The 22,928-nt window shown below is 66.6% G+C and carries 18 protein-coding genes; 7 read left to right on the top strand and 11 right to left on the bottom strand.

Going from position 1 to position 22,928, the window contains the following annotated elements; translation table 11 throughout:
- Positions 1 to 150: 150 nt before the first annotated feature.
- Both gltX and ACFFJ7_RS20545 read right to left on the bottom strand, forming a co-directional pair.
- Complete coding sequence (gltX, locus tag ACFFJ7_RS20550) at positions 151 to 1,533, bottom strand: glutamate--tRNA ligase (RefSeq protein WP_377594910.1); 1,383 nt, start codon at positions 1,531 to 1,533, stop codon at positions 151 to 153.
- Between the two features lie 4 nt (positions 1,534 to 1,537).
- Complete coding sequence (locus tag ACFFJ7_RS20545) at positions 1,538 to 3,232, bottom strand: NAD+ synthase (RefSeq protein ID WP_377594908.1); 1,695 nt, start codon at positions 3,230 to 3,232, stop codon at positions 1,538 to 1,540.
- 382 nt (positions 3,233 to 3,614) lie between these two features.
- On the opposite strand from ACFFJ7_RS20545, the gene dps reads away from it, so the two are divergent.
- Positions 3,615 to 4,103 carry a DNA starvation/stationary phase protection protein Dps gene (gene dps / locus ACFFJ7_RS20540; RefSeq protein ID WP_166951586.1) on the top strand — a complete coding sequence of 163 codons (489 nt, stop codon included), beginning with the start codon at positions 3,615 to 3,617 and terminating at the stop codon, positions 4,101 to 4,103.
- 143 nt (positions 4,104 to 4,246) lie between these two features.
- Here dps and thiD read toward each other — a convergent pair whose 3' ends face one another.
- The 7 genes from thiD to ACFFJ7_RS20505 form a co-directional block, all read right to left on the bottom strand.
- Positions 4,247 to 5,050, bottom strand: coding sequence for a bifunctional hydroxymethylpyrimidine kinase/phosphomethylpyrimidine kinase (gene thiD / locus ACFFJ7_RS20535; protein ID WP_377594905.1), 804 nt, complete (start codon positions 5,048 to 5,050; stop codon positions 4,247 to 4,249).
- Positions 5,047 to 5,778 carry a thiamine phosphate synthase gene (thiE, locus tag ACFFJ7_RS20530; protein WP_377594903.1) on the bottom strand — a complete coding sequence of 244 codons (732 nt, stop codon included), beginning with the start codon at positions 5,776 to 5,778 and terminating at the stop codon, positions 5,047 to 5,049. Before thiE ends, thiD begins: the two co-directional genes overlap by 4 nt.
- A 241-nt stretch (positions 5,779 to 6,019) precedes the next feature.
- Positions 6,020 to 7,393, bottom strand: coding sequence for an acetyl-CoA carboxylase biotin carboxylase subunit (gene accC / locus ACFFJ7_RS20525; RefSeq protein ID WP_166951577.1), 1,374 nt, complete (start codon positions 7,391 to 7,393; stop codon positions 6,020 to 6,022).
- A 3-nt stretch (positions 7,394 to 7,396) separates the two neighbouring features.
- Complete coding sequence (gene accB, locus ACFFJ7_RS20520; RefSeq protein ID WP_166951574.1) at positions 7,397 to 7,870, bottom strand: acetyl-CoA carboxylase biotin carboxyl carrier protein; 474 nt, start codon at positions 7,868 to 7,870, stop codon at positions 7,397 to 7,399.
- Between the two features lie 11 nt (positions 7,871 to 7,881).
- Positions 7,882 to 8,370 carry a type II 3-dehydroquinate dehydratase gene (aroQ, locus tag ACFFJ7_RS20515; protein ID WP_166951570.1) on the bottom strand — a complete coding sequence of 163 codons (489 nt, stop codon included), beginning with the start codon at positions 8,368 to 8,370 and terminating at the stop codon, positions 7,882 to 7,884.
- Between the two features lie 183 nt (positions 8,371 to 8,553).
- Positions 8,554 to 9,324 (bottom strand): DsbA family protein, encoded by a 771-nt coding sequence (locus ACFFJ7_RS20510; RefSeq protein WP_377594899.1) that lies wholly within the window; start codon positions 9,322 to 9,324, stop codon positions 8,554 to 8,556.
- 116 nt (positions 9,325 to 9,440) lie between these two features.
- Positions 9,441 to 10,448, bottom strand: a complete 1,008-nt coding sequence (locus ACFFJ7_RS20505; RefSeq protein WP_377594897.1) for an adenosine kinase — start codon at positions 10,446 to 10,448, stop codon at positions 9,441 to 9,443.
- Positions 10,449 to 10,762: 314 nt separating this feature from the next.
- Between ACFFJ7_RS20505 and ACFFJ7_RS20500 the strand changes: the two genes are divergently transcribed.
- Both ACFFJ7_RS20500 and ACFFJ7_RS20495 read left to right on the top strand, forming a co-directional pair.
- Positions 10,763 to 11,929, top strand: coding sequence for an efflux RND transporter periplasmic adaptor subunit (locus ACFFJ7_RS20500; RefSeq protein ID WP_377594895.1), 1,167 nt, complete (start codon positions 10,763 to 10,765; stop codon positions 11,927 to 11,929).
- 18 nt (positions 11,930 to 11,947) lie between these two features.
- Positions 11,948 to 15,070 (top strand): efflux RND transporter permease subunit, encoded by a 3,123-nt coding sequence (locus ACFFJ7_RS20495; RefSeq protein ID WP_377594893.1) that lies wholly within the window; start codon positions 11,948 to 11,950, stop codon positions 15,068 to 15,070.
- Between the two features lie 150 nt (positions 15,071 to 15,220).
- On the opposite strand, the gene ACFFJ7_RS20490 is transcribed toward ACFFJ7_RS20495, so the two are convergent.
- A complete protein-coding gene (locus ACFFJ7_RS20490; protein ID WP_166951558.1) occupies positions 15,221 to 15,601 on the bottom strand; it encodes a response regulator in 381 nt (126 codons plus the stop codon).
- A 178-nt stretch (positions 15,602 to 15,779) separates the two neighbouring features.
- On the opposite strand from ACFFJ7_RS20490, the gene ACFFJ7_RS20485 reads away from it, so the two are divergent.
- Positions 15,780 to 16,499 (top strand): protein phosphatase CheZ, encoded by a 720-nt coding sequence (locus tag ACFFJ7_RS20485; RefSeq protein WP_166951555.1) that lies wholly within the window; start codon positions 15,780 to 15,782, stop codon positions 16,497 to 16,499.
- A 25-nt stretch (positions 16,500 to 16,524) separates the two neighbouring features.
- On the opposite strand, the gene ACFFJ7_RS20480 is transcribed toward ACFFJ7_RS20485, so the two are convergent.
- A complete protein-coding gene (locus ACFFJ7_RS20480; RefSeq protein WP_166951550.1) occupies positions 16,525 to 17,463 on the bottom strand; it encodes a LysR family transcriptional regulator in 939 nt (312 codons plus the stop codon).
- A gap of 142 nt (positions 17,464 to 17,605) precedes the next feature.
- Here ACFFJ7_RS20480 and ACFFJ7_RS20475 point away from each other — a divergent pair, with 142 nt between their 5' ends.
- The 3 genes from ACFFJ7_RS20475 to ACFFJ7_RS20465 all read left to right on the top strand — a co-directional run bounded on the left by ACFFJ7_RS20475 (position 17,606) and on the right by ACFFJ7_RS20465 (position 22,898).
- Positions 17,606 to 18,793 carry an acyl-CoA dehydrogenase gene (locus tag ACFFJ7_RS20475; protein ID WP_377594958.1) on the top strand — a complete coding sequence of 396 codons (1,188 nt, stop codon included), beginning with the start codon at positions 17,606 to 17,608 and terminating at the stop codon, positions 18,791 to 18,793.
- A gap of 94 nt (positions 18,794 to 18,887) precedes the next feature.
- Entirely contained in the window at positions 18,888 to 20,090 is a 1,203-nt protein-coding gene (locus ACFFJ7_RS20470) for a CaiB/BaiF CoA transferase family protein (protein ID WP_377594891.1), read from the top strand.
- 330 nt (positions 20,091 to 20,420) lie between these two features.
- A complete protein-coding gene (locus ACFFJ7_RS20465; RefSeq protein WP_377594890.1) occupies positions 20,421 to 22,898 on the top strand; it encodes a DUF3141 domain-containing protein in 2,478 nt (825 codons plus the stop codon).
- The last annotated feature ends 30 nt before the right edge of the window (positions 22,899 to 22,928 follow it).

The raw sequence follows: 22,928 nt of genomic DNA, 5'->3' as shown, positions 1-22,928 counted from the left end.
GCCTGTCCCCCGATCCCTCGCCCCGGCGGTTGCGCCGCGACCGACCAAATTCCGTATGGCGGATATTTGTTTGATCCGCAGAACGACATGTGGTCACGGGGGCGCGGGCGTCAATAGCAAAATCGCTGTACAGCCCCGCAACCTTCGCTATTACGCCGCTCGCCCCTCAAGCCGCGCGCGGGCGCGGTCGTGGCCGATGAGCGGCAGGAGGCTCGCGAGTTCCGGCCCCCGCTCGCGCCCGGTGAGAGCGAGTCGCAGCGGGTGGAACAGCGCCTTGCCCTTGGCGCCCGTCTCGGCGGCGATTGCCTGCGTCCACATCTGCCAGGCGAAGGGCGACCACGCATCCTTCGTCCACGGGCCTGGCGGCAGATGGCGGGCGGCGGCGCGGGTGACGCCCTCGTTCTCGACGATGGGAACGAGTGGCTTGCTGACGACATCCCACCAGGCGGCGGCGTCGGAGAGGCGCAGGATGTTGCCGCGCACGGCGAGCCAGAACTCTTCCCCACCGCCGGCGTGCAGCGCCTCCAGCCTCTCGCGCACCGCCTCGTAGGGCAGTTCGAGCAGCAGGCGGGCGTTGAGATGCGCCAGTTCCTTCTCGTCGAAACGGGCCGGCGCGTGGGAGAGGTGGCCGATGTCGACGATCTGCGCCAGTTCCTCCAGCGAGCCGACGGGCCGCACCGGCTCCGAGGAGCCGACGAGCACGGCGAGCGACGCCACCGCCATCGGCTCCATGCCCGCCTCGCGCAGATGCCGCAGGGAGAGGTGACCCAGTCGCTTCGACAACCCCTCGCCGCTCGCCGTGGTGAGCAGGTTGTGGTGGCCGAAAACGGGCAGCCGGCCGCCGTCCAGCGCCTCGAATATCTGGATCTGCACGGCGGTGTTGGTGATGTGATCCTCGCCGCGAATGATATGGGTGACGCTCATGTCGATGTCGTCGACGACGGACGGCAGCGTGTAGAGATAGGTGCCGTCCTCGCGCCGCAGGATCGGGTCCGACAGCGAGGCGCAGTCGACGCGCAGCGTACCGCGCCCGAGATCATCCCATGTGACGATCTTGTGATCCAGCAGGAAGCGCCAGTGCGGGCGGCGGCCTTGCGCCTCCAGCGCCGCGCGATCCGCGCCGCTGAGCTTCAGCGCCGCACGGTCGTAGACGGGCGGCAGGCCGCGCGCGAGCTGCAGCTTGCGGCGGCGCTCCAGTTCCTCCGCCGTCTCGTAGCAGGGGTAAAGCCGACCCTCGCCGATCAGCCGCTCGATGGTGGCATCGTAGAGCGCGAACCGTTCCGACTGGCGGAAGAAAGCATCCGGCAGAATGCCGAGCCAGGTGAGGTCCTCCACCAGCGCCTGCGCGTATTCCTCCGTCGAGCGCAGGCCGTCGGTGTCGTCGAGCCGCAGGATGAAGCGGCCGTTGTGGCGCAGGCGGAACAGCCAGTTCAACAGGGCCGGCCGGGCGTTGCCGATGTGGAGAAAGCCCGTGGGCGAGGGCGCGAAGCGAACGACGGGCGCGGTCGCGGCCGTGGTGCCGGTATCTGTCATGGGGTCAGCGATCGTTCGGCGGCACGGGCAGCAACTGGTCCCGGAAGCCGTTGGTGATGGGATAGCGGCGGTCGCGGCCGAAATTGCGCCGCGTCACCTTGACGCCGGGCGCCGACTGGCGGCGCTTGTATTCGGCGATGTACAGCAAACGCTCCACCTTGCGCACGATCTCGATGTCGTGGCCGGCCGCGACGATGGCCTCGACCGAGCGGTCGTCGTCCACAAGCGCGCGCAGGATGTCGTCAAGCACCTCGTAGGGAGGCAACGAATCCTGGTCCGTCTGGTTCTCGCGCAGCTCCGCCGTTGGCATCTTGGTGATGATGCGTTCGGGAATGACCGGTCCCTCCGGGCCGAGCGCGCCTTCCGGCCGCCAGCCGTTGCGCAGTGCGGCCATGCGGAAGACCTGCGTCTTGTAGAGGTCCTTCAGCGGGTTGAAGCCGCCGTTCATGTCGCCGTAGAGCGTGGCATAGCCGACGGCCATCTCGGACTTGTTGCCGGTGGTGAGCAGCATGGAGCCGAACTTGTTTGACAGCGCCATCAGGATGGTGCCGCGCGCGCGGCTCTGCAGGTTCTCCTCCGTAACGCCGCGTTCCGTGCCGGCGAAGAGCGGCGCCAGCGTCGCTTCCAGCCCCTCGACCGCCTCGGCGATGGGCAACACATCATAGCGGATGCCGAGCAGACTGGCGCAGGCGGCTGCGTCCTCAAGGCTTTCGCTGGCCGTGAAGCGGTAGGGCAGCATGACGGCGTGAACGCGCGCCGGCCCCAAGGCGTCGGCGGCCATCGCCGCCGCGAGCGCGGAATCGATGCCGCCCGAAAGGCCGAGCACCACACCGGGGAAACGGTTTTTCGTCACGTAGTCGCGCAGGCCCAGCACGCAGGCGGTGTAGTCGGCCTCGTCGCCCCTCGGGTTTTCCGTCAGCGGTTGCGGCACGACGGTCCAGCCCGCCGGCGACCTCCGGGCCTCGACAACGGTCAGCGCCTCGCGGAAAGCCGGCAGGCGCACGACGAGCGTGCCGTCGCCGTCAAGCACGAAGGACGCGCCGTCGAACACGATCTCATCCTGCCCGCCGACCTGGTTGAGGTAGACAAGCGGCAGGCCGCTTTCCGCGATCCGCGCGCGGACGATGTCGAGGCGTTCCGCCTCCACCTCCGCGCGATAGGGGGAACCGTTGGGCACCAGCAGCAGCGCGGCGCCGGCCTCCCGCAGCGCGGCCACGGGACCGGGCTTCCAGATATCCTCGCAGATCGGCACGCCGACAGGCACGCCGCGCACGGCGAGCGGCTGCGGCGCTGGGCCGGAGTCGAACACGCGCTTTTCGTCGAAGACGCCGTAATTCGGCAGGTCGACCTTCAGCCGCCTGTCGACGATCCGCCCTTCGTCGAGCAGTGCGACAGCGTTGTAGAGGCCGCCATTCTCCCGCCAGGGCAGGCCGACGAGCACGGCCGGCCCGCCATCCGCCGTGTCGCGCGCCAGATCGTCGCAAGCGTCGCGGGCGGCGGCGGTGAAGGCGGGCTTGAGAACGAGGTCTTCCGGCGAGTAGCCGGTAAGGAAAAGCTCGGGAAACAGAACGACATCGGCACCCGCGGCCCGGGCTTGCGCCCGCGCGGCGCGCGCGCGCGCAAGATTGCCGGCGACGTCGCCGACGACGGGATCAAGTTGCGCGAGCGCAATGCGCAGGGAGGAGCGAAGGTCTGTCATGCGCGTGGTTTAGACTATCTGCGCATAAAGGAAAAGGCGGTTTCCCCGACTCGCGCACGCGAGGCAGGGGCGCGGGAGCCGCCGGTTTGCGAGGGAGGGGGCGGTTATTTTTGACTTTATCCAGAGAATTGGCGCAGATATACAATACGCTGTATTATGAAGCTGCTGCCTGCCCATTCTCGCATTCGGCCCCTTTTCAGCCGGAACCGCAAGGGCGACAATAGCATCGGTGCGCCGGAACGGCGTTGCCGAACGTCGCTGCAGCGTTTTCGGAAAGGGTGGTTTCCGCCTTTTCGGTGCGAAAACGCGCCACATCGGGAACTGAGAGACAGGTGAGCGATTCGACGAACAGCGAAGACGCTCCAACCATGAGGAACCGAAGATGAGCATCAAGACACGTAACGATCTTGGGCAGAATGTCCGCAAGAAGTCGATCGAACTGCTGAACGAGCATCTGGCCCAGTTCGTCGATCTCGGCGCGCAGGTCAAGCATGCGCACTGGAACGTCAAGGGTCCGCACTTCATCGCCCTGCACGAGCTGTTCGACAAGCTCTACGCGAACGTGGTCGAATACACCGACACCGTCGCCGAACGACTCACGGCGCTTGGCGGCATCGCGCACGGCACGGTGCAGGCGTCGGCCGAGACGACCAAGCTGAAGGCCTATCCGCTGCAGATCACCGACGGGCTGGAGCACGTGGACTATCTGTCGCGCTCGTTCGCCGACGTTGCCAAGGCGACCCGCGAGGCCATCCGTACGACGGCGGAAGCCGGCGACGACGCCACCTCCGACGTGTTCACGGAAGTGACCCGCGCCCTCGACAAGGACCTGTGGTTCCTCGAAGCGCACATTCAGGAAACCAACAAGTAACACGGAGGCTCCCGGTCTGCAGCCGCCCGCGCGCGGGTCTTGCTCACGCGCGGCAGGGGGGGGGTGACCGTATAGAGTCCGGCAAATAATAGCGGGGCCGACGAGCCAGGGCTCATCGGCCCCCGCAGGTCCGCCCGCCGGTTTCACCACCACTCGTGAAAATGATGCACCGGGCCATGGCCCTTGCCGATGGTGAGCCTGTCGGCAGCGGCGATGGCGCGGCTGACGTAGTCTTTCGCCGCCACGACTGCCTCTTCGAGCGTCAGGCCCCGCGCCAGTCCCGCCGCGATGGCGGACGACAGCGTGCAGCCCGTGCCGTGGGTGTTCTGCGTCGCGACGCGCGGCGCGGGCAGCCGCACGATGCCGGCTGCATCGACGAGCAGGTCGACGCTTTCCTCACCCCGTGCATGGCCGCCCTTGATCAGCACGGCGCGCGGGCCGAAGGCGAGCAGCGCGTGGGCCTGTGCCAGCATCTCCGCCTCGCTCTCCGCCGGCTCGGCATCGAGCAGCACGGCTGCCTCGGGCAGATTGGGCGTGATGACGGCCGCCTGCGGGATGAGCTCTTCCCGCAACGTCATGACGGCTTCCTCGGCGAGCAGCCTGTCGCCGCTTGCGGCGACCATAACGGGATCGAGCACGACGGCCTGCTGTCCCCAGCGTCGCAGGCCGTCTGCAACCGCCACGATGGTCTCCGGGCGCGAAAGCATGCCGATCTTGACCGCGCTGACCGGCAGGTCGGAAAAGACGGCGTCGATCTGCGCGGCGATAAAGCCGGCGGGCACGTCGTGGATGGCGGTCACGCCCAGCGTGTTTTGTGCCGTGAGCGCGGCGATGACGCTGGCGCCGTAGACGCGGAGCGCCGAAAACGTCTTGAGATCGGCCTGGATGCCGGCGCCGCCACCTGAATCGGAGCCGGCGATGGTGACAGCGATGGGCGTCGCGCTCATTGGTCTGCTCCCTGACCGTAGCCGGCGGGCCTGCCGCGGGCGGCGAGGCTGTTGTCGACGATAGCGCGCAGGCGTCGCGCCGCCAGCGTCACGTCGTCCGCCATCAGGATCGCCGAGATGACCGAGACGCCTTCCGCGCCCGCGGCGATAACGGCAGCGGCGTTCGTCTCGTCAATGCCGGCAATCGCGGCGAGCGGCAGATGCGGCGCATAACGCTGCGCCGAGGCCACGACGTCGGCAAGCCCGCCGAGGCCGATCGGGGGCTTGGGGTTGTCCTTGCTGGAAGTCGCGAACACGCCGCCGATGCAGCCGTAGTCGATGGGTTCGCGGGTGGCGTCGGCGGCCTCCTGTACATTGTTCAGGGTCAGGCCCACGATGGCGTCCGGCCCCAGCAGGCGGCGGGCGTCGGCGGGCGTCATGTCGTCCTGCCCCACATGGACGCCATCGGCACCGGCCGCGAGCGCCACGTCGACGCGGTCGTTGATCAGCAGCGGCACGCCTGTGCCGGCAATTGCCGCGAGAATGGCGCGGGCGTTGGCCACGAAGGGGCGCGTGTCGGCGTATTTGTCGCGGTACTGCAGCAGGGTCACGCCGCCCGCGATGGCGGCGCGGGCAAGCTCCGGCAGCGGGCGTCCGCGCGACCGCTCCGGATCGAGAATGGCATAGAGACGCAGGTCGACCGGACGGGGGGAGTGGCGCGTTTCCGGGTTTGTTGTTGAAGCCGGCATGGTTCTGGCTCGCTGGCATCGCGAGGATGCGCTTGTCGCGATCATGCCGAACGGAAGGCCGCCCGCGTAAAACCTTCCGCGGGCGCATCTCGCTTCCCTCCGCCGGCATGATCCGGTTCAGGTTCGGTGGGTTGGCGCAAGCCTCTCAGCCCGGTGCGAAACGCACGACATGCGGAACGCGGGGCACCCCAAGGAGATAAGCCATTGTGACAGAAAACGGAATTTAGGCAAGTCCGTCCGGTCAGACCGTACGCAGCGCCTCGATCTCCGCCGGCCCCTCGGCCTCAAGATAGTGTTCGAGCCAGTGGATGTCGTAGAGGCCGTTCTGGACATCCTGGTTGCGCACCAGCGCCCGGAACAGCGGCAGCGTGGTCTCGATGCCGTCGACGACGAACTCGTCGAGCGCCCGCCGCAGCCGCATCAGGCATTCCGTGCGCGTGCGGCCGTGCACGATGAGCTTGCCGACCAGCGAATCGTAATTCGAGGGGATGCGATAGCCCTGATACACCGCCGAATCGACTCGCACCCCGAGTCCGCCCGGCGGGTGGTAGTAGGTGATGGTGCCCGGCGATGGCCGGAAGTTGGACGGATGCTCGGCGTTGATGCGGCATTCGATGGCATGGCCGTGCAGCACGATGTCCTCCTGCCGGATGGACAGCGGCGCGCCTGCGGCGACACGAATCTGCTCGTTGACGAGATCGATGCCGGAAATCATCTCCGTGATGGGATGCTCCACCTGGATGCGGGTGTTCATCTCGATGAAGTAGAACTCGCCGTTCTCGTAAAGGAACTCGACCGTGCCGGCGCCGAGATACTGCAGCTCCTGCATCGCGCGCGAGACGACGTCGCCGATGCGTTCACGCTCCGAACGGTTGAGGGCGGGCGAGGGCGCCTCCTCCCACACCTTCTGGTGGCGGCGCTGCAGCGAGCAGTCGCGCTCGCCCAGATGAATGGCGCCGCCGCGCCCATCGCCCATCACCTGGATTTCGATGTGGCGGGGCTTTTCGAGATACTTTTCCAGATAGACGGAATCGTCGCCGAAGGCGGCTTTCGCCTCCATGCGCGCGGTGGCGAGCGCATCGCTCAGGCTCGCCGCGTCGCGAGCCACCTTCATGCCGCGCCCGCCGCCGCCCGCCGCCGCCTTCACCAGCACGGGAAACCCGATGTCGGCCGCGACGCGGTGCGCCTCCTCGTCGTCGGTGATGCCGCCCTCGGAACCGGGAACGCAGGGAATGCCCAAGGTGCGCGCGGTGCGTTTGGCCTCGATCTTGTCGCCCATCAGGCGGATATGATCGGCCTTGGGGCCGATGAAGGCGATGCCATGTTCGGCCAGCACATCGGCGAAATGCGCGTTTTCCGACAGGAAACCGTAGCCGGGATGCACGGCGTCCGCGCCGGTGATCTCACAGGCGGCGATGAGCGCGGGGATGTTGAGATAACTGTCGCGCGCGGGCGGCGGACCGATGCACACGCTCTCGTCCGCAAGCCGCACGTGCATGGCGTTGGCGTCGGCGGTGGAGTGGACGGCGACGGTCGCGATGCCGAGTTCCTTGCAGGCCCTCAGGATGCGCAGTGCGATCTCGCCCCGGTTTGCGATCAGAATCTTGTCGAACATCGATTACTCGATTACCAGCAGCGGCTCGCCGTACTCGACCGGCTGGCCATCCTCCACAAGCACGGCGGTGACGGTGCCCGCGCGCGGGGCAACGATATCGTTGAAAGTCTTCATGGCCTCGACCAGCAGAAGCTTGTCGCCCGCCTGCACTTTCGATCCCACCTCAATGAAGGGCTTGGCGTCAGGCGAGGGGCGGCGATAGGCGGTGCCAACCATCGGCGACGTCACGGTGCCCGGGTTCTCGGCGAGAGAGACGACTGCCGGCACGGGCACGACCTCGGCCACCGTCGGTGCGAGCGCGGCCACGCTCGCTGCGACGGGCGCCGCCTGCGGCAAAACGACGTTGGCGGTGACGGTGCGCGCGACGCGAATGCGCAGATCGCCCTTGGCGACCTCGATTTCAGTCAGGTCGGTTTCCGAGATGAGCTTCGCCAGCTCCCGGACGAGTTCCGGATCGATAGGGCTGATTTTTGCCATGCTTTCTTCTGTCAATGGTTTCCAACGCCTTTAACGGTACCCGCGCGCTCCTGCAACAACGGCACGATGGCCTCCAGTGCGAGATCGTAACTTGCGGCACCGAAGCCGGCGATCACGCCATGCGCCACCGCAGCAATCATGGAATGATGGCGAAATTGCTCCCGAGCATGCACATTCGACAAATGCACCTCGATTGCAAGCGCCTGCGCGCCGGAAATCGCATCCCGCAGGGCGATGGAGGTATGGGTGTAGGCCCCCGCGTTCAAAATCACGCCCGCGCCCGCAAGCCCGGCGTTCTGCACGAGCGTGACGAGTTCGCCCTCGATGTTGGTCTGCGCGAAGGTCAGCTCGATGGTCGTGCCCATGGAGGCCGATAGAGCCGCAGCGCGTGCGCGCAGCCGCGTCTCGATGTCTGCCAGCGTGAAACGCCCGTAGACATCCGGCTCGCGCCGCCCGAGCAGGTTGAGGTTGGGACCGTTGAGAACGTGAATCGAGACCATTCGGCGGATGCTCACCCACAGGTTTGGCGCCGGGCAACCGCCGCGAGGCAGATGTGAAGGCGCGCCGGCGTATCGACGCACGGGAACTCCACCTCATAAACCGACACGGGCGGCAGGAAAAGGCACACAGCCTCGCTTTCCTGCGAATAACCGTGCTTTTTCCGCGGATTTACGCCGATAAGGTCAGCAGTCAATCTTGCCGCACTGACGCACGGAAGCGATGATCGTTTGCAGCGTCTCGATTCCGACCGCGCCGGGAACGACGCCGTCGCCGGCGACGAAGCTCGGCGTGCCAGTGAGCGAAAGCTGCTCGCCCGCCTGCATGTTGCGCGTCAATGCCTGGCGGACGGCCTCCGATTCGATGTCCGCCTCCAGCTGCTTCATGTCGACGCCGGCGGCCTTCGCGACCTCAAGCGCGCGCTCCTTGCCGACGACGCCGCGCGACATCAGCAGATCGGAATGGAAGCGGAAATACTTCTCGCCGGAGAGCTGCTTGCCGACCGCGATGCTGACCAGCGCCGCATCTGCCGATTCGGGCCGCAGGATGGGGAAGTCGCGGATGACGAGGCGCAGGCGCGGATCGGCCTTCGTCAGCGCCTCGATGTCGCCGAGCGCTTTCTTGCAGAAGCCGCAGTTGTAGTCGAAGAACTCGACGACGGTGATGTCGCCCTTCGGGTTGCCGAGCACGATGCCATCCGCCGCGCCCATCTCCCCGGTGACGGAGCGCACGGCGGTGGCCACGGCCGCGCGCTGCTCCCGCTCCTGGTGTGATTCCAGCGCCGCCAGTGCCTCCTTCAGCACCTGCGGGTTGTTGAGCAGGTAGTCGTGAATCACGCTTTCGATCTGCGCACGCTGTTCCGCGGTGACTTCCGCGGCAAGGACCGCGCCGCCTGACAGGGAAGCGATGCAGGTAGCGACGAGGAGCGAACGGCGAAGCCGGCGAAATGCGCGCATGAACAGGAATCCCACGGGAGGCGCCGGGCGCCGGGTCAACGAGGCTACTTATGTGGCTGCTGTCGCGGCCGGGGTCAATGACACAAGTTGGTGACCCGCGGCCGGGCGTTCGCCGGTCAGTCCGCGCTGACCGGCAGGCCGTTGTCGATGGCGTGCTGACGCAGGTTCTTCTGCGGGCGCGCGCCGATATGCTGAATGATGTGCGAGGCCGCCAGCGCCCCGTGGTGGGCGGCGGTGCGCAGGTCGAGACCATGCGAAACGCCGAACAGGAAGCCCGCCGCGAACAAATCGCCCGCGCCGGTCGAATCGGTCAGCTCCGCCACCGGATAGGCGGGAACCGCAATGGTTTCGTCCCGGGCAACGACCAGCGCGCCCTTTTCCGAGCGGGTGACGACGCCGAGCACGGCTTCCTGCCGCAGCGCCTCGACAGCCGCGTCGAAATCGGAAGTCTCGTAGAGGCTTTTCAACTCCGCCTCGTTGGCGAACACGATATCCACCGTCTGAGTCCGCAAAAGCCCCAGGAACTCCTCGCGGAAGCGCTCGACGCAGAAGGCGTCCGACAGGGTGAGCGCCACGTCGCGCCCGGCACCGTGGGCGATGCGCGACGCCTTGATGAAGGCTTCCTTCGCGTCCGCCGGGTCCCAGAGGTAGCCTTCGAGATAGGTGATTCGCGCGGCCTCGACCGTTTCGCGGTCGATGTCGGCGGGGGTGAGGTGCTGGCTCGCGCCGAGATAGGTGCTCATGGTGCGCTCGCCGTCCGGCGTCACGACGATCAGGCACACGGCGGTCGCCGGGCCGTCTTCGGCGGGCGCGGTGGGAAAGGCGACCGCGAGCGACCGGATGTCGTGGCCGAAGCGCCGGCCCGCGTCATCGTCCTTCACCTTGCCGATGAAGGCCGGCTTCGCCCCGAGCGAGGCAAGTCCCGCGACCGTGTTGGCCGCGCTGCCGCCCGAAACCCAGGTGACCGGCCCGAGCGCCGCGAAAAGTTCCTGCGAGCGCGCCTCATCGATGAGCTGCATGGAACCCTTGACGAGATTCTGCGCCACGAGGAAATCGTCTTCCGCGCGGGCGATGACATCGACAATGGCGTTGCCGATACCGAGCACATCATAATGAGCAGTCATGTCCTGTCCTGAGCTTGAGCCACATGTGACGCCCGTTGCGGGTAGAGCCTTATGGGGCGGTAAGTCAACCATGCAGGCCCTCTTGTGCATTGGAATAAATTGTTGTCGCATCTTTGATTGGACAGGCGTGGTACGATCCGCAAAAGTTCCGGAGCACGGCGCCGGGCGTGGAAACGTCAACATGAGGGAATGTTAACTTGCGCCGCAGATATGGTGCGATGCACCATGACGTCGGTGTGCGGAATGATCGGGGCGGGACACGCGAGCGGCGGCTGCGCGGTCATACGTCCGGCATGGCTATTCGAGGATGACACATGCGCAGGTTGTTGGCGGTCGGGCTGCTTGTTATCGTCATGGCCGTGGCCTGGGCGGTTGTGTTCGAGCGGCGGGGCGGGGATCTTGTGGCCCTTCTCGACGGCTCCCCCCTTTCCTCCCTGTTCCGCCAGCCGTCCGCGCAGGCGCAGTCGCAGACCGGGGGGGACAAGGCCACCGGGGACAAGGCGGCGACGCCCGCCGCGCCGGCAAAGAAATTCCCTGTGGAGACCGCCCCCGCCAGGGTCGGCGACGCGGTCTCGGACATCAACACCGTCGGCAGCCTGCAGTCGGACGAGAGCGTGCAGATTTCCTCCGAGATTGCCGGCCGCGTTGCCGAGATCAGCTTCTCGGAAGGCGAGCAGGTGGCGGCCGGCGACCTGCTGCTGCGGCTCGATTCGGCGTTGACGGAAGCTGAAATCGACGACGTGCGCGCCCGGCTCGACCTCGCCGAGGCCAATTTCCGGCGCACCAACGTGCTCGCCAAGGGCGGCAACGCCACCCAGCGCGCCAACGACGAGGCGGCGGCGGCGCTTGCCACCGCCCGTGCCGCGTTGGCGCTGGTCGAGGCGCGCTACAACAAGCTGTTCATCCGCGCACCTTTTTCCGGCATGCTCGGCGTACGCAAGGTTTCTGTGGGCGCGTATCTCAATCCGGGCGCGCAGATCGTCAATCTCGAAAAGATCGACCGGCTGAAGGTCGACTTCAAGGTGCCGGAAACCTATCTCGCCAGGGTTGCGGTCGGCCAGACGGTGGAGCTTTCCGTCGACGCGCTGCCGGGGCGCCGCTTCGTCGGCGCCATCTATGCCGTCGACCCGATGGTGGACGTGAACGGGCGGGCGCTCAACATCCGCGCGCGGCTGCCGAACCCCGACCTGGCGCTGCGTCCGGGCCTTTTCGCGCGCATCGCCATCAAGAGCGCGGCCGGCGGCGAGAGCGTGTTCATTCCGGAGGAAGCCATCGTGCCGCGGGGCGCGGACGCGCTCGTCTACCGCGTCGTCGACGGCAAGGCGGTGGAGACGGTGGTGCGGCTCGGCGCGCGCCGAGCCGGCGAGGTCGAGGTGCTGGAAGGGCTCGATGTCTCCGCCGTCGTCGTCACCGCCGGCCAGCACCGCCTGCGCAACGGCGCGGCGGTCGAGGTCGCGGTGGCAGCCGCCGGCCAGATCTGACGGGGAAGGGGCGCGGAAATGGGATTTGCCGAGCTTTGCATCCGCCGCCCGGTGTTCGCCACCGTGCTCAGCCTGATCATGGTGCTGATCGGCGTCGTCTCCTACAACAGGCTGACGGTGCGCGAGTATCCGAACATCGATGAGCCGGTGGTATCGGTGACAGTGAGCTATCCCGGCGCCTCCGCGTCCATCATCGAGAGCCAGGTGACGCAGGTGCTCGAAGGGTCGATCGCCGGCATCGCGGGCATCGATGTGCTCGAATCCGTCAGCCGGTCCGAATCGAGCCGCATCACCGTGCGCTTCAACCTCAGCGTCGATCCGGACGTGGCGGCGAACGACGTGCGCGACCGCGTGAGCCGCGTGCGCGGCCGCCTGCCGGACGAAGTAGACGAGCCCGTGATCGCCAAGGTGGAGGCGGATGCCCAGCCGGTCGTCTACATCGCCTTCATGAGCGACCGCATGAACGCGCTGGAACTCACCGACTATATCGACCGCTACGTCGTCAATCGCTTCAAGAACCTGACCGGCGTCGCGGACGTGACCATCTTCGGCGAGCGCCGCTATGCCATGCGCATCTGGATCGACCGCGAGCGGCTCGCCGCCTACAACCTCACGGTGCAGGACGTGGAGGCGGCTCTGCGCGCCCAGAATGTCGAGCTGCCGTCGGGCCGCATCGAAAGCTCCGGCCGCGAGTTCACCGTGCTGTCACGCACCGGCCTCACCAGCGTTCCGGAATTCGAGAATGTGGTGGTGAAGCTCGCCGGCAACTACCAGGTGCGCCTGCGGGACGTGGCGCGGGTGGAACTCGGCGCGGCGGACACGCGCCGCGACGGGCGCTTCAATGGCAAGACCAGCGTCACCGTTGGCATCGTCAAGCAGGCGGTGGCGAACCCGCTCGACGTGTCGGGCGCGATGCGGCAGGTGATGCCGGAGATCAACGCCTCCCTGCCGGAGGGCGTCTCGGCGCAGATCGGCAACGACAACGCGGTGTTCATCGACCGCTCCATCAAGGCGGTCTACCACGCCATCGTCGAGGCGATCGTGCTCGTGGTGCTGGTGATTCTCGTCTTCCTGCGCTCGCTGCGCGCCTCGCTCATTCCCATCGTCACCATTCCGATCTCGCTCGTCACCACCTTCGCGCTGATGCTGATGCTCGGCTTCAGCATCAACACGCTGACACTGCTTGCCATGGTGCTCGCCATCGGGCTCGTGGTCGACGACGCCATCGTGGTGCTGGAGAACATCCACCGCCATGTCGAGGAGGGCATGAAGCCGGCGGATGCAGCGATCAAGGGGGTGCGCGAGATCGGCTTCGCCGTCGTCGCCATGACGCTGACGCTCGCCGCGGTCTATGCGCCGGTGGCCTTCGCGGAAGGGCGCACCGGCCGCCTGTTCCTCGAATTCGCGCTCACGCTCGCGGGCGCGGTGATCGTCTCCGGCTTCGTGGCGCTGACGCTCACGCCCATGATGTGCGCGAAGCTGCTGCGGCAAAACCCGAACCCCGGCCGCCTCTTCCTGCTGCTGGAAAAGGGGTTCGCCGGGCTCGAATCGGGATACCGCCGGATGCTTTCGGGCGCGATGCGGGTGCGCTTCCTCGTGGTGGTGCTGGCGCTCGCCGTCGCCGGGCTAAGCGGCTACTACTTCACCGCGCTGCGTTCCGAACTCGCGCCGGTGGAGGACCGCGGGGTCGTGATGATCCGCGGCAGCGGCCCCGAGGGCGCGACGCTCGCCTACATGAGCCGCTACGTGAACGTCATTGAGCAGGACCTGCGCACCATTCCGGAAATGGACTCGGTGCTTGTCATCCTGGGCTTTCCCGAGATCACCGACTTCATGGCCATCGGCCGTCTGAAGGACTGGGACGAGCGCGGCGTGAAGCAGCAGCAGCTCGCTGCCGACATGCGCCAGCGCCTGCAGCGCATCCCCGGTATCGAGGCCTACGCCAACAACCCCGCCTCGCTCGGGCAGCGCGGCTCCTCGCGCCCTGTGGAGTTCGTGGTGCAGACATCGGGCACCTACGAGGAACTGCAGGAGCAGGTCGACGCGCTGCTGGAGCGCGCACGCGGCTGGCCCGGCTTCGTCAACCCCGAGTCTGATCTCAAGCTGAACAAGCCGGAGTTCCGCGTCACACTCGACCGGGCGAAGGTGGCCGATCTCGGTCTGGACGTCTCGGTGGTCGGGCGCACGCTGGAGACGCTGCTCGGCGGCCGGCAGGTCACCCGCTTCGAGGTGGATGGCGAGCAGTACGATGTCTACGTGCAGATGGCGGCGGAGGACCGCGCCTCGCCTTCGACGCTGTCCACGATCTTCCTGCGCGCGCCCTCGGGCGAGATGGTGCAACTGTCGAACATCGTGCAGGTGGCGGAATCGGTGGCACCGAAGGATCTGCGCCGCTTCAACCAGCTCCGCTCGGCCACCATCTCCAGCAATCTCGCGCCCGGTTACGCGCTCGGCGACGGCCTCGCCTTCCTGGAGCAGGCGGCGGCCGACGTGCTGCCGGACAGCATGCAGACGGATGTCGGTGGCCAGAGCCGCGAGTTCCGTGCGTCGAGCCAGAGCCTGCTCGCGGTGTTCGTGCTGGCGCTCGGCTTCATCTATCTGGTGCTCGCGGCGCAGTTCGAGAGTTTTCGCGATCCGGTCATCATTCTGCTCAGCGTGCCGCTGTCCATCACGGGCGCGCTCGCCGCGCTCTACTACGGCGGCGGCACGATGAATGTCTATTCGCAGATCGGCCTCGTGACGCTGGTGGGCCTCATCACCAAGCACGGCATCCTGATCGTGGAATTCGCCAACCAGCAGCAGGAGGCGGGGCGGGAGAGGCTCGCCGCCGTCGTGGAGGCGGCGACGCTGCGCCTGCGGCCCATCCTGATGACCACCGGCGCCATGGTGCTCGGCGCGGTTCCGCTGGCGATGGCGACGGGCGCGGGCGCGGAGAGCCGTCAGCAGATCGGCCTCGTCATCGTCGGCGGCATGACGCTGGGGACATTGCTGACGCTGTTCGTGGTGCCCACCGTCTACAGTTTCCTTGGAAGGCGCTTCTCGCGGGAGCACGGCAACGACGAGGCGCAGGCTGCCCTGGCAGGGCATGAGGCGGGCCGGGCGTCGGGAACCGCGGGGGCGCATACCGTCCCGGCCGAATAACACTGCTCCGCGATGAGCCTGGTTCGTCGCGGCACGGTCAAGCCCGCGCGGTGCTTGAGCAAAGCCGCACGCGAACGGCCCAAGACCGGGAGCGTTGGGACGAGGCGTTCCGCGCCTCCGCCGCGCTGCCTCCGCGCATTGGCCTGCGTGTCAGGCGAACACGGCCTCGATCTTGTCCTTCAGCGTCTGGGCGTTGAACGGCTTGACGATGTAGTTGTTCACGCCGGCCTTCTTCGCGGCGACGACGTTTTCGCTCTTGGCCTCCGCCGTGACCATGATGAAGGGGATCGCTTCCAGCGCCGGGTTTCCGCGCACCTGCTTGAGCAGTTCGTATCCCGTCATCGGCTCCATGTTCCAGTCGGAAATGACGAGGCCGTACTTGCGTTCGTTCAGCTTCGCCAATGCCTCGCTGCCATCGGCCGCGTCATCGATGTCCTGAAAGCCCAGTTGCTTGAGCAGATTCCGGATGATGCGAATCATCGTCTTGTAGTCGTCTACGACGAGAATAGGCATCGAAAGATCAAGGGCCATCGATAACTCCGATCGTGGATACGCTGTACATTGAGATCCGCCGCATATGCGTCGCACAGGCAGTAGATTGCATCTCAGGCTTGCCTGAAGCTTGCATCCGGAAGCTTGCGAATATTGCGAATTTGCTGCCGATCGTCTATCTGTGGGTCAGGTATTGCTGATGGCGGGAGAAAAGCCGATGCCAGCAGATCGTCGGCCGTTCCGGATCGAGACGGGCATGGACGCGGAGCACGAGGAGCGCGACTTGCGCCCGGCGGTCGAGCCGGTCGACAGCACGGCGCTGTTCGAACGGGTGTTCCAGGAGTTGGCGGATATCAAGGGGCTCGTGCAGCAGGGCATGGCCGTGGCGCCTGCCGACGCCCGGGCGGCCAACGGCCCGATGCGGTCGGAGGTCGCGCTGATTCATCACGCGATATCGCAGACCAAGCGGGAAATACTCAACCTGCAGGTGAAGGGGTTGAGGGGCGACTCGTCCAGCCGTGCGCTCGACGAGCTGGATGCCGTGGTCAACGGCACCGAGGCGGCGACGGAGACGATCCTGTCCGCCGCCGAAACGGTCGAGGAAACGGCGGGCAGGCTGCTGGCCAAGCTGGGCGGCGCCGATCAGGCGATGGTGGTGGAAATCCACAAGCAGGCCATCCGCATCTTCGAGGCCTGCAACTTTCAGGACCTCACGGGCCAGCGCATCGGCAAGGTGGTGCAGGTGCTCCACTTCATCGAGGACCGCGTGGCAACCATGATGTCGATCTGGGGCGGCGAGGAAGGGTTCTCCTTCATCCCGGATCAGGACGCGGCGTCGGACAGGCGCGAGGGCGACGCCGCCCTGCTGAACGGGCCGCCGCTGAAGGCGGACGTCGATGTCGTCTCGCAGGACGACATCGATTCGCTGTTCTCGTGACGCGGGCGGACAGGGGCGTTTGCCGTCAGGTTTCCGGCCCACCCTCGTCGTATCCGCCCTCGCTTTTCCAGGTGTCGACTTCCGCGATGAGCCAGCGCCGGAACGCCGCGACGGGGGCGAGGCGCGCCCGCGCGCGTGGCGAAATCAGATAATACGAGCGTGGACTTCTGACCGGATGGTCGAAGGCGACGACGAGCTGGCCGCTGCCGATTTCCGACGCGATCAGGAAAAGCGGCAGCAGCGCGACGCCCACACCGGCCATGCAGGCCTGCGCCACCGTCGAAAACTGTTCGAAGCGCATGCCGCGCATCGCCGCCGGCGCCGAAACGCCCGCCGTCCTGAACCAGTGATCCCATGCCTCCGGCCGTGACCCCATGTGCAGCAGGGGCAGCCTGGCGAGATCGTCAGGCGCCGTAATCGGATGCTCGCGCAGGAAGGCGGGGCTCGCCATGGGTGCCACCGTTTCGTGCATCAGGAACGTGCTTTCCGTTCCCGGCCAGTCCGCGGTGCCGATGTGGGTCGTGGCGTCGAAACCCTCCGCCTCGATGTCGAAGCGCCCGATGCGGGTGGCGAAGTTGAGTGTCACTTCCGGATGCCGGGCGATGAAGGAGGGGATGCGCGGCATCAACCAGCGCGTGCCGAAAGTGGGCAGGATCGCGAGATTGAGCGTCTGGCGGGCTTCGCCCGCCATGGCGCGCAGGGAGGCGGCGCGGATGGTCGCCAGCGCATCGGCGACGGCGACCGCATAGGCTGTTCCCTGCTGCGTCAGCGCGACGCCCCGGCCCGTGCGCTCGAACAGCGCGATACCGAGCTGCCCCTCCAGCGCGGCGATCTGCTTGGAGATGGCGCTCTGGGTGAGGGACAGTTCCTGCGCGGCGGCGGAAAAGCTGCCGAGCCTCGCCACGGCATCGAAAGCGGCCAGCGCCCCCGTGGCGGGCAGCAGGCGACGTTGCATCGCAATCATGATACATGAATATATCTCATGGGGACGGTGAGTAAACATCGTTTGAGAGAGGCGGCAAAGCTTTGCATGATAGCCGTATCGATAGGGGAGATCGCCGGGAGCCCGGCGCGTGACGCTGTTTAAGGACTGGGAGGGACATGCCGTGGCGGAATACAGCGCCTTTACGTGGAACGATCCGTTTCAACTCGACAACCAGTTGACGGAAGACGAACGCATCATCCGCGACTCCGCGGCCGCCTTCGCGGCGGACCGGCTCGCGCCGCGCATCCAGGAAGCCTACCTGCACGAGAAGACGGACCCGGCGATCTTCCGCGAGATGGGCGAGGCCGGGTTGCTTGGCCCCACGGTGCCGGAAGAATATGGCGGCGCGGGCGCGAGCTATGTTGCCTATGGCCTGATCGCCCGCGAGGTCGAGCGTATCGACAGCGGCTACCGGTCGATGATGAGCGTGCAGTCGTCGCTCGTCATGTATCCGATTTATGCCTACGGCTCCGAGGAACACCGCCGGAAGTACCTGCCGAAGCTCGCCTCGGGCGAGTGGATCGGCTGCTTCGGCCTTACGGAGCCCGACGCCGGTTCCGACCCCGGCGGCATGAAGACGCGCGCGGAGAAGATTGACGGCGGCTATCGCCTCAACGGCTCCAAGACGTGGATTTCCAACGCGCCGATCGCCGACGTGTTCGTGGTCTGGGCGAAGTCGGCGGCGCATGACGGCCAGATTCGCGGCTTCGTGCTGGAAAAGGGCACCAAGGGCCTTTCCGCGCCCAAGATCGAGGGCAAGCTCAGCCTGCGCGCCTCCATCACAGGCGAGATCGTGCTGCAGGATGTCGAGGTGGGCGAGGAGGCGCTGCTGCCGCACGTCGCCGGGCTCAAGGGGCCGTTCGGCTGCCTCAACCGCGCGCGCTACGGCATCTCGTGGGGCGCCCTCGGCGCCGCCGAGGACTGCTGGTTCCGCGCCCGCCAGTATGGGCTGGACCGCAAGCAGTTCAACAGGCCGCTGGCGGCGACGCAGCTCTTCCAGAAGAAGCTCGCCGACATGCAGACGGAGATCGCGCTGGGCCTGCAGGCTAGCCTGCGTGTCGGGCAGCTGATGGACGAGGGCTCCTTCGCGCCCGAGATCATCTCCATCGTCAAGCGCAACAACTGCGGCAAGGCGCTCGATATCGCCCGCACGGCGCGCGACATGCACGGCGGCAACGGCATCCAGATCGAGTATCACATCATGCGCCACGCGCAGAATCTGGAAACCGTGAACACCTATGAGGGCACCCACGACGTGCACGCCCTCATCCTCGGGCGCGCCCAGACCGGGCTGCAGGCGTTCTTCTGACGCGCGTCCACTACCCTGACTTCCCCAACTGGTCCGCGCCGGCGCCTTTTCAGGCAGGGCGGCGCGGGCCGATCTTTTTCGAGGTCTAACAGCCATGCCCGACATCAACTGCGGTTCCGGCACGGGCGAGGCGCCCCTTTCCGGGCTCAGGGTCGTCGAACTCGCGCGCATCCTCGCCGGCCCGTGGATTGGCCAGACGCTCGCCGATCTGGGCGCGGACGTGATCAAGGTCGAGAGCCCGCAGGGCGACGACACGCGCGGCTGGGGGCCACCTTTCATCGATGTCGAGGGTGAGCGGTCCGCCGCCTATTTCCATGCCTGCAACCGGGGCAAGCGTTCGATCGCCGCCGACTTCACCACGGACGAGGGGCGGGCGCTGGTGCGCCGCCTCGTGCAGGACGCCGACGTGCTGGTGGAGAATTTCAAGGTTGGCGGCCTGGCGAAATACGGCCTCGATTACGAAAGCCTGCGGCAGATCAACCCGCGGCTCGTCTATTGCTCGGTCACCGGCTTCGGCCAGACCGGCCCCTACGCGAAGCGGGCCGGCTACGATTTCATGATCCAGGGCATGGGCGCCATCATGGATCTGACGGGCGAGCCCGATGGCCCTCCGCAGAAGATGGGCGTCGCCTTCGTCGACATCTTCACGGGCCTCTACGGCGTGATTGCCATTCAGGCCGCGCTCTGGCAGCGCCAGCGCACGGGCGTCGGTCAGCACGTGGACATGGCGCTGTTCGACTGCATCACCGGCGTGCTCGCCAATCAGGCAATGAACTATCTGGCCTCCGGCGCCGTGCCGCACCGGCTCGGCAACGCACACCCGAACATCGCACCTTATCAGACTTTCGCCGTCGCGGACGGCTTCGTCATCGTCGCGGTCGGCAACGACGGCCAGTTTCGCCGCTTCGCGCGCGTGCTGGGCCGCGAGGCGCTGGGCGGCGATCCGCGCTTCCTCACCAATGCCGACCGCGTCGCCAACCGCACGGCACTGACGGAACTGCTGGGCGAGGCTATCGCCACCTGGCAACGCGATGCGCTGCTCGCGGCGCTGGAGGCGGAGGGCGTTCCAGCCGGGCCGATCAACACCGTCGCCGACGTTTTCAGCGATCCGCAGATCGAGGCGCGCGGCATGCAGATCGCGCCGCAGGGAGTGCCCGGCGTGCGCACACCCGTCACCCTCTCGGGCGCGAGCCTCCGGCTCGACCGCCGCTCTCCCCGGCTCGGCGAGCATACGGCGGAGATTCTGGCGGAACTGGACGCGGCCGGGGAGAGCGGCGAAACCGGCAAGGCGTCCTGAACGGCCGGGAGGGCGGCGGCCGCGCCGGTGGTTCGCCGTTCCATATGACCAGGAGGGTGCCGGCGCGGTGCCAGAGCCCCTGTTGGCGGCGCTGTTCTATCCGGCCGGCCCCTTGCCCTGTTCTATGTATGACACTTAAATGACAGTCGTCGGACCGTTTTGATCTCGCCCGGCTATGTATAGATACTTATGTATGGTCAGTATTGCTGCCGTCTTGCTTTTCGCGATTGATATGGATCATGGACGTATCACCGTTATGATATCTACGTATATCGTGATGTAAGAGTTCCGACCTCAGCTTCCCGGTGGGGCGAGGCTCTGGAGGCGTCAATGACATCGCAAGCAGCAGAACTGGGTCGGGGTAGTGCCGAGGGCCGCGACGGTGCGGGCCTTGAGGAAGACGTGTTCCTGATCGCCCGCATTCTGGACGGCCAGCGCTTGACTGCGGAGCAGCGGGCGCATGCGTTGAAGGCGCAGCTCTCGGAGTATTCGGCGCTGGGCGATCTCACCACCCAGTCGTCGAGCCACCATATGGCGAGCATCGCCTCCAACCACAGCGAGCGCGTCCGCGCGGCGCTCGACGAGGCCCGGTCCATCACCGATGCGTTCGGGCGGCGTGTGCGCACCGGCGGGCTCGATCTCGCCGGAGACCTTGGCCATTACTGGGCCGACCGCGCACAGCGCGCAGTGCTTTACGCCGACACGATCCGTGAACGCGGCGACATCTTTCTGGTGCACGAGGCCGCTGGATGCCCGCCCGTGCTCATCTACGACTACGACGTGATCATGGACGGTGTCGACCAGCCGCGGCCCACAAACTACGTGCTGCTCAAGATTCGCCCGCCTGCGGGCATGCAGACCTTCGACTGGAAGCGCCCCTACATCATCATCGATCCGCGCGCGGGGCAGGGGGCGGGCATCGGCGGCTCGCAGATGGACAGCCAGGTGGGCGTGGCGTTGCGCGACGGCCACCCGGTGTATTTCGTCAGCTTCCGCCGCGAGCCCGAGCCCGGCCAGACGCTTGCCGACGTTACGCGCACCGAGGCCGCCTTCGTGCGCTACGTGCAGTCCCTGCATCCCAAGTCCGCGAAGCCGGTGGTGATCGGCAACTGTCAGGGCGGCTGGGCAACGCTGCTGCTGGGCGCCAGCAATCCGGACATCACCGGGCCGCTGGTGCTGAACGGCGCCCCTGTCGAGACGTGGTCGGGCGAGATCGGCCGCAACATCATCCGCTACAACGCCGGGCTTCTCGGTGGCCAGATACTGCCGATGTTCTGGTCCGATATCGGCAACGGCGTTTTCGACGGCGCGTGGCTGGTGCTCAACTTCGAGTTGATGAACCCCGGTCGCAACTATTTCCGTAAATATTACGACTACTTCAACGAAGTGGATACCGGTCGCGGGCGCTTCCTCGAATTCGAGAAGTGGTGGGGCGGCTTCTTCCTGATGAACGAGGAAGAGATCGTCTGGATCGTGCGCGATCTTTTCATCGGCAACCGGCTGGCCCGCAACGAGGCCCGGCTTGAGCACGGGCGCAATCTCGACGTCAAGCAGATCCGCTCCCCGGTGATCGTGTTCACGAGCCTCGGGGACACCATCACGCCGCCCAAGCAGGCGCTGAACTGGATCGTCGATACCTACGCCGACGAGACCGAGATCAGGATTCGCGGCCAGCGCATCATCTATATGGTGCACGAGAAGGTGGGGCATCTCGGCATCTTCGTTTCCTCGTCCATCGCCAAGCGCGAGCACACCGAAGTGGCGTCCACGATGAAAACCATCGAGGCGCTGGCGCCGGGCCTCTACGAGATGAAGATCGAGGACATCATCGGCGAGGGCGAGAATCAGCAGTTCAGCGTCTCCTTCGCCGAGCGCAAGATGAGCGACCTGCCGGGCGCGAACGAGGGGCGGCGCGACGAAGTGCCGTTCGCGGCGGTGGCGCGCATTTCGGAATTGCAGGCCGACTTCTACGACATCGCGCTGCGGCCCGTCGTGCAATCGGGCGTGACCCAGGCGACGGCCGAGCTGGCGCGGACATTGCATCCGCTGCGCCTGCAGCGCAGCCTGCTGTCGTCGCGCAATCCGCTGCTGCAGCCGATCGAGCTTCTCGCCGACATGGTGGGCAACAACCGCACCGCCGCCGGGGACGACAACCTGTTCGTGCGGACGGAACACTGGCTCGCCAACGCCTTCGAGCAGTCCGTCGACATCGCGCGCGACCTGCGCAACGCCTGGTGCGAGACGCTGTTCTTCAGCATCTATGCCACGCCTTACATGCGCTGGTTCGGCCGCCGCTACGAATTCGGCCGCACGCGCAAATCCAAGGAAGAGCTGTTCGCGCTGCCGGAGGTGCAGTCCGCGCTGTCGCACATCGGTTCCGGCGGCTATGTCGAGGCGGTGATCCGCATGCTGATCCTGCTGGCAGATTCGCGTGGCAACGTGCGCAGGGACAGGCTGGAGCGCTCGACGCATCTGCTGAACAAGACCGAACCTTTCAGCCATCTTGCGCCCGTGGAGCGCGCCCGCGTCATCCACGAACAGAGCCTCACCGCCCAGTTCGCCCGCGAGGAGGCGCTTGAGCGCCTGCCTGACCTGCTGCACACGGAGGAAGAACGCGAACAGGCGATGGAGGCCGTGCAGTTCGTGCTCGGACCGCTTTCCGACGCTTCCCCGAACGTGGCGGCGACCTTCCATGCCTTCCGCCGCGTGCTCGGCCTCAAGCCGGCGCTTGTGGACGTCGCGGCGGGAACGCCGGAAGAAGGGAAGCCCGCAGGGGAGAAGCCCGAGGGGGAAGCCGCCCCGGCCTGACCGGATCGCGTCTCTTCGCGGGGAGCCGTC

It is taken from the genome of Pseudochelatococcus lubricantis, from assembly GCF_042432495.1.
Taxonomy (GTDB): domain Bacteria; phylum Pseudomonadota; class Alphaproteobacteria; order Rhizobiales; family Beijerinckiaceae; genus Pseudochelatococcus; species Pseudochelatococcus lubricantis.
This window is presented reverse-complemented; position numbering and strand designations above follow the sequence as displayed.

Excerpts from the sequence above, each read along its gene's own strand:
- gltX (WP_377594910.1), bottom strand. The coding sequence starts at position 1,533 with ATGACAGATACCGGCACCACGGCCGCGACCGCGCCCGTCGTTCGCTTC.
- ACFFJ7_RS20545 (WP_377594908.1), bottom strand. The coding sequence starts at position 3,232 with ATGACAGACCTTCGCTCCTCCCTGCGCATTGCGCTCGCGCAACTTGAT.
- dps (WP_166951586.1), top strand. The coding sequence starts at position 3,615 with ATGAGCATCAAGACACGTAACGATCTTGGGCAGAATGTCCGCAAGAAG.
- thiD (WP_377594905.1), bottom strand. The coding sequence starts at position 5,050 with ATGAGCGCGACGCCCATCGCTGTCACCATCGCCGGCTCCGATTCAGGT.
- thiE (WP_377594903.1), bottom strand. The coding sequence starts at position 5,778 with ATGCCGGCTTCAACAACAAACCCGGAAACGCGCCACTCCCCCCGTCCG.
- accC (WP_166951577.1), bottom strand. The coding sequence starts at position 7,393 with ATGTTCGACAAGATTCTGATCGCAAACCGGGGCGAGATCGCACTGCGC.
- accB (WP_166951574.1), bottom strand. The coding sequence starts at position 7,870 with ATGGCAAAAATCAGCCCTATCGATCCGGAACTCGTCCGGGAGCTGGCG.
- aroQ (WP_166951570.1), bottom strand. The coding sequence starts at position 8,370 with ATGGTCTCGATTCACGTTCTCAACGGTCCCAACCTCAACCTGCTCGGG.
- ACFFJ7_RS20510 (WP_377594899.1), bottom strand. The coding sequence starts at position 9,324 with ATGCGCGCATTTCGCCGGCTTCGCCGTTCGCTCCTCGTCGCTACCTGC.
- ACFFJ7_RS20505 (WP_377594897.1), bottom strand. The coding sequence starts at position 10,448 with ATGACTGCTCATTATGATGTGCTCGGTATCGGCAACGCCATTGTCGAT.
- ACFFJ7_RS20500 (WP_377594895.1), top strand. The coding sequence starts at position 10,763 with ATGCGCAGGTTGTTGGCGGTCGGGCTGCTTGTTATCGTCATGGCCGTG.
- ACFFJ7_RS20495 (WP_377594893.1), top strand. The coding sequence starts at position 11,948 with ATGGGATTTGCCGAGCTTTGCATCCGCCGCCCGGTGTTCGCCACCGTG.
- ACFFJ7_RS20490 (WP_166951558.1), bottom strand. The coding sequence starts at position 15,601 with ATGGCCCTTGATCTTTCGATGCCTATTCTCGTCGTAGACGACTACAAG.
- ACFFJ7_RS20485 (WP_166951555.1), top strand. The coding sequence starts at position 15,780 with ATGCCAGCAGATCGTCGGCCGTTCCGGATCGAGACGGGCATGGACGCG.
- ACFFJ7_RS20480 (WP_166951550.1), bottom strand. The coding sequence starts at position 17,463 with ATGATTGCGATGCAACGTCGCCTGCTGCCCGCCACGGGGGCGCTGGCC.
- ACFFJ7_RS20470 (WP_377594891.1), top strand. The coding sequence starts at position 18,888 with ATGCCCGACATCAACTGCGGTTCCGGCACGGGCGAGGCGCCCCTTTCC.
- ACFFJ7_RS20465 (WP_377594890.1), top strand. The coding sequence starts at position 20,421 with ATGACATCGCAAGCAGCAGAACTGGGTCGGGGTAGTGCCGAGGGCCGC.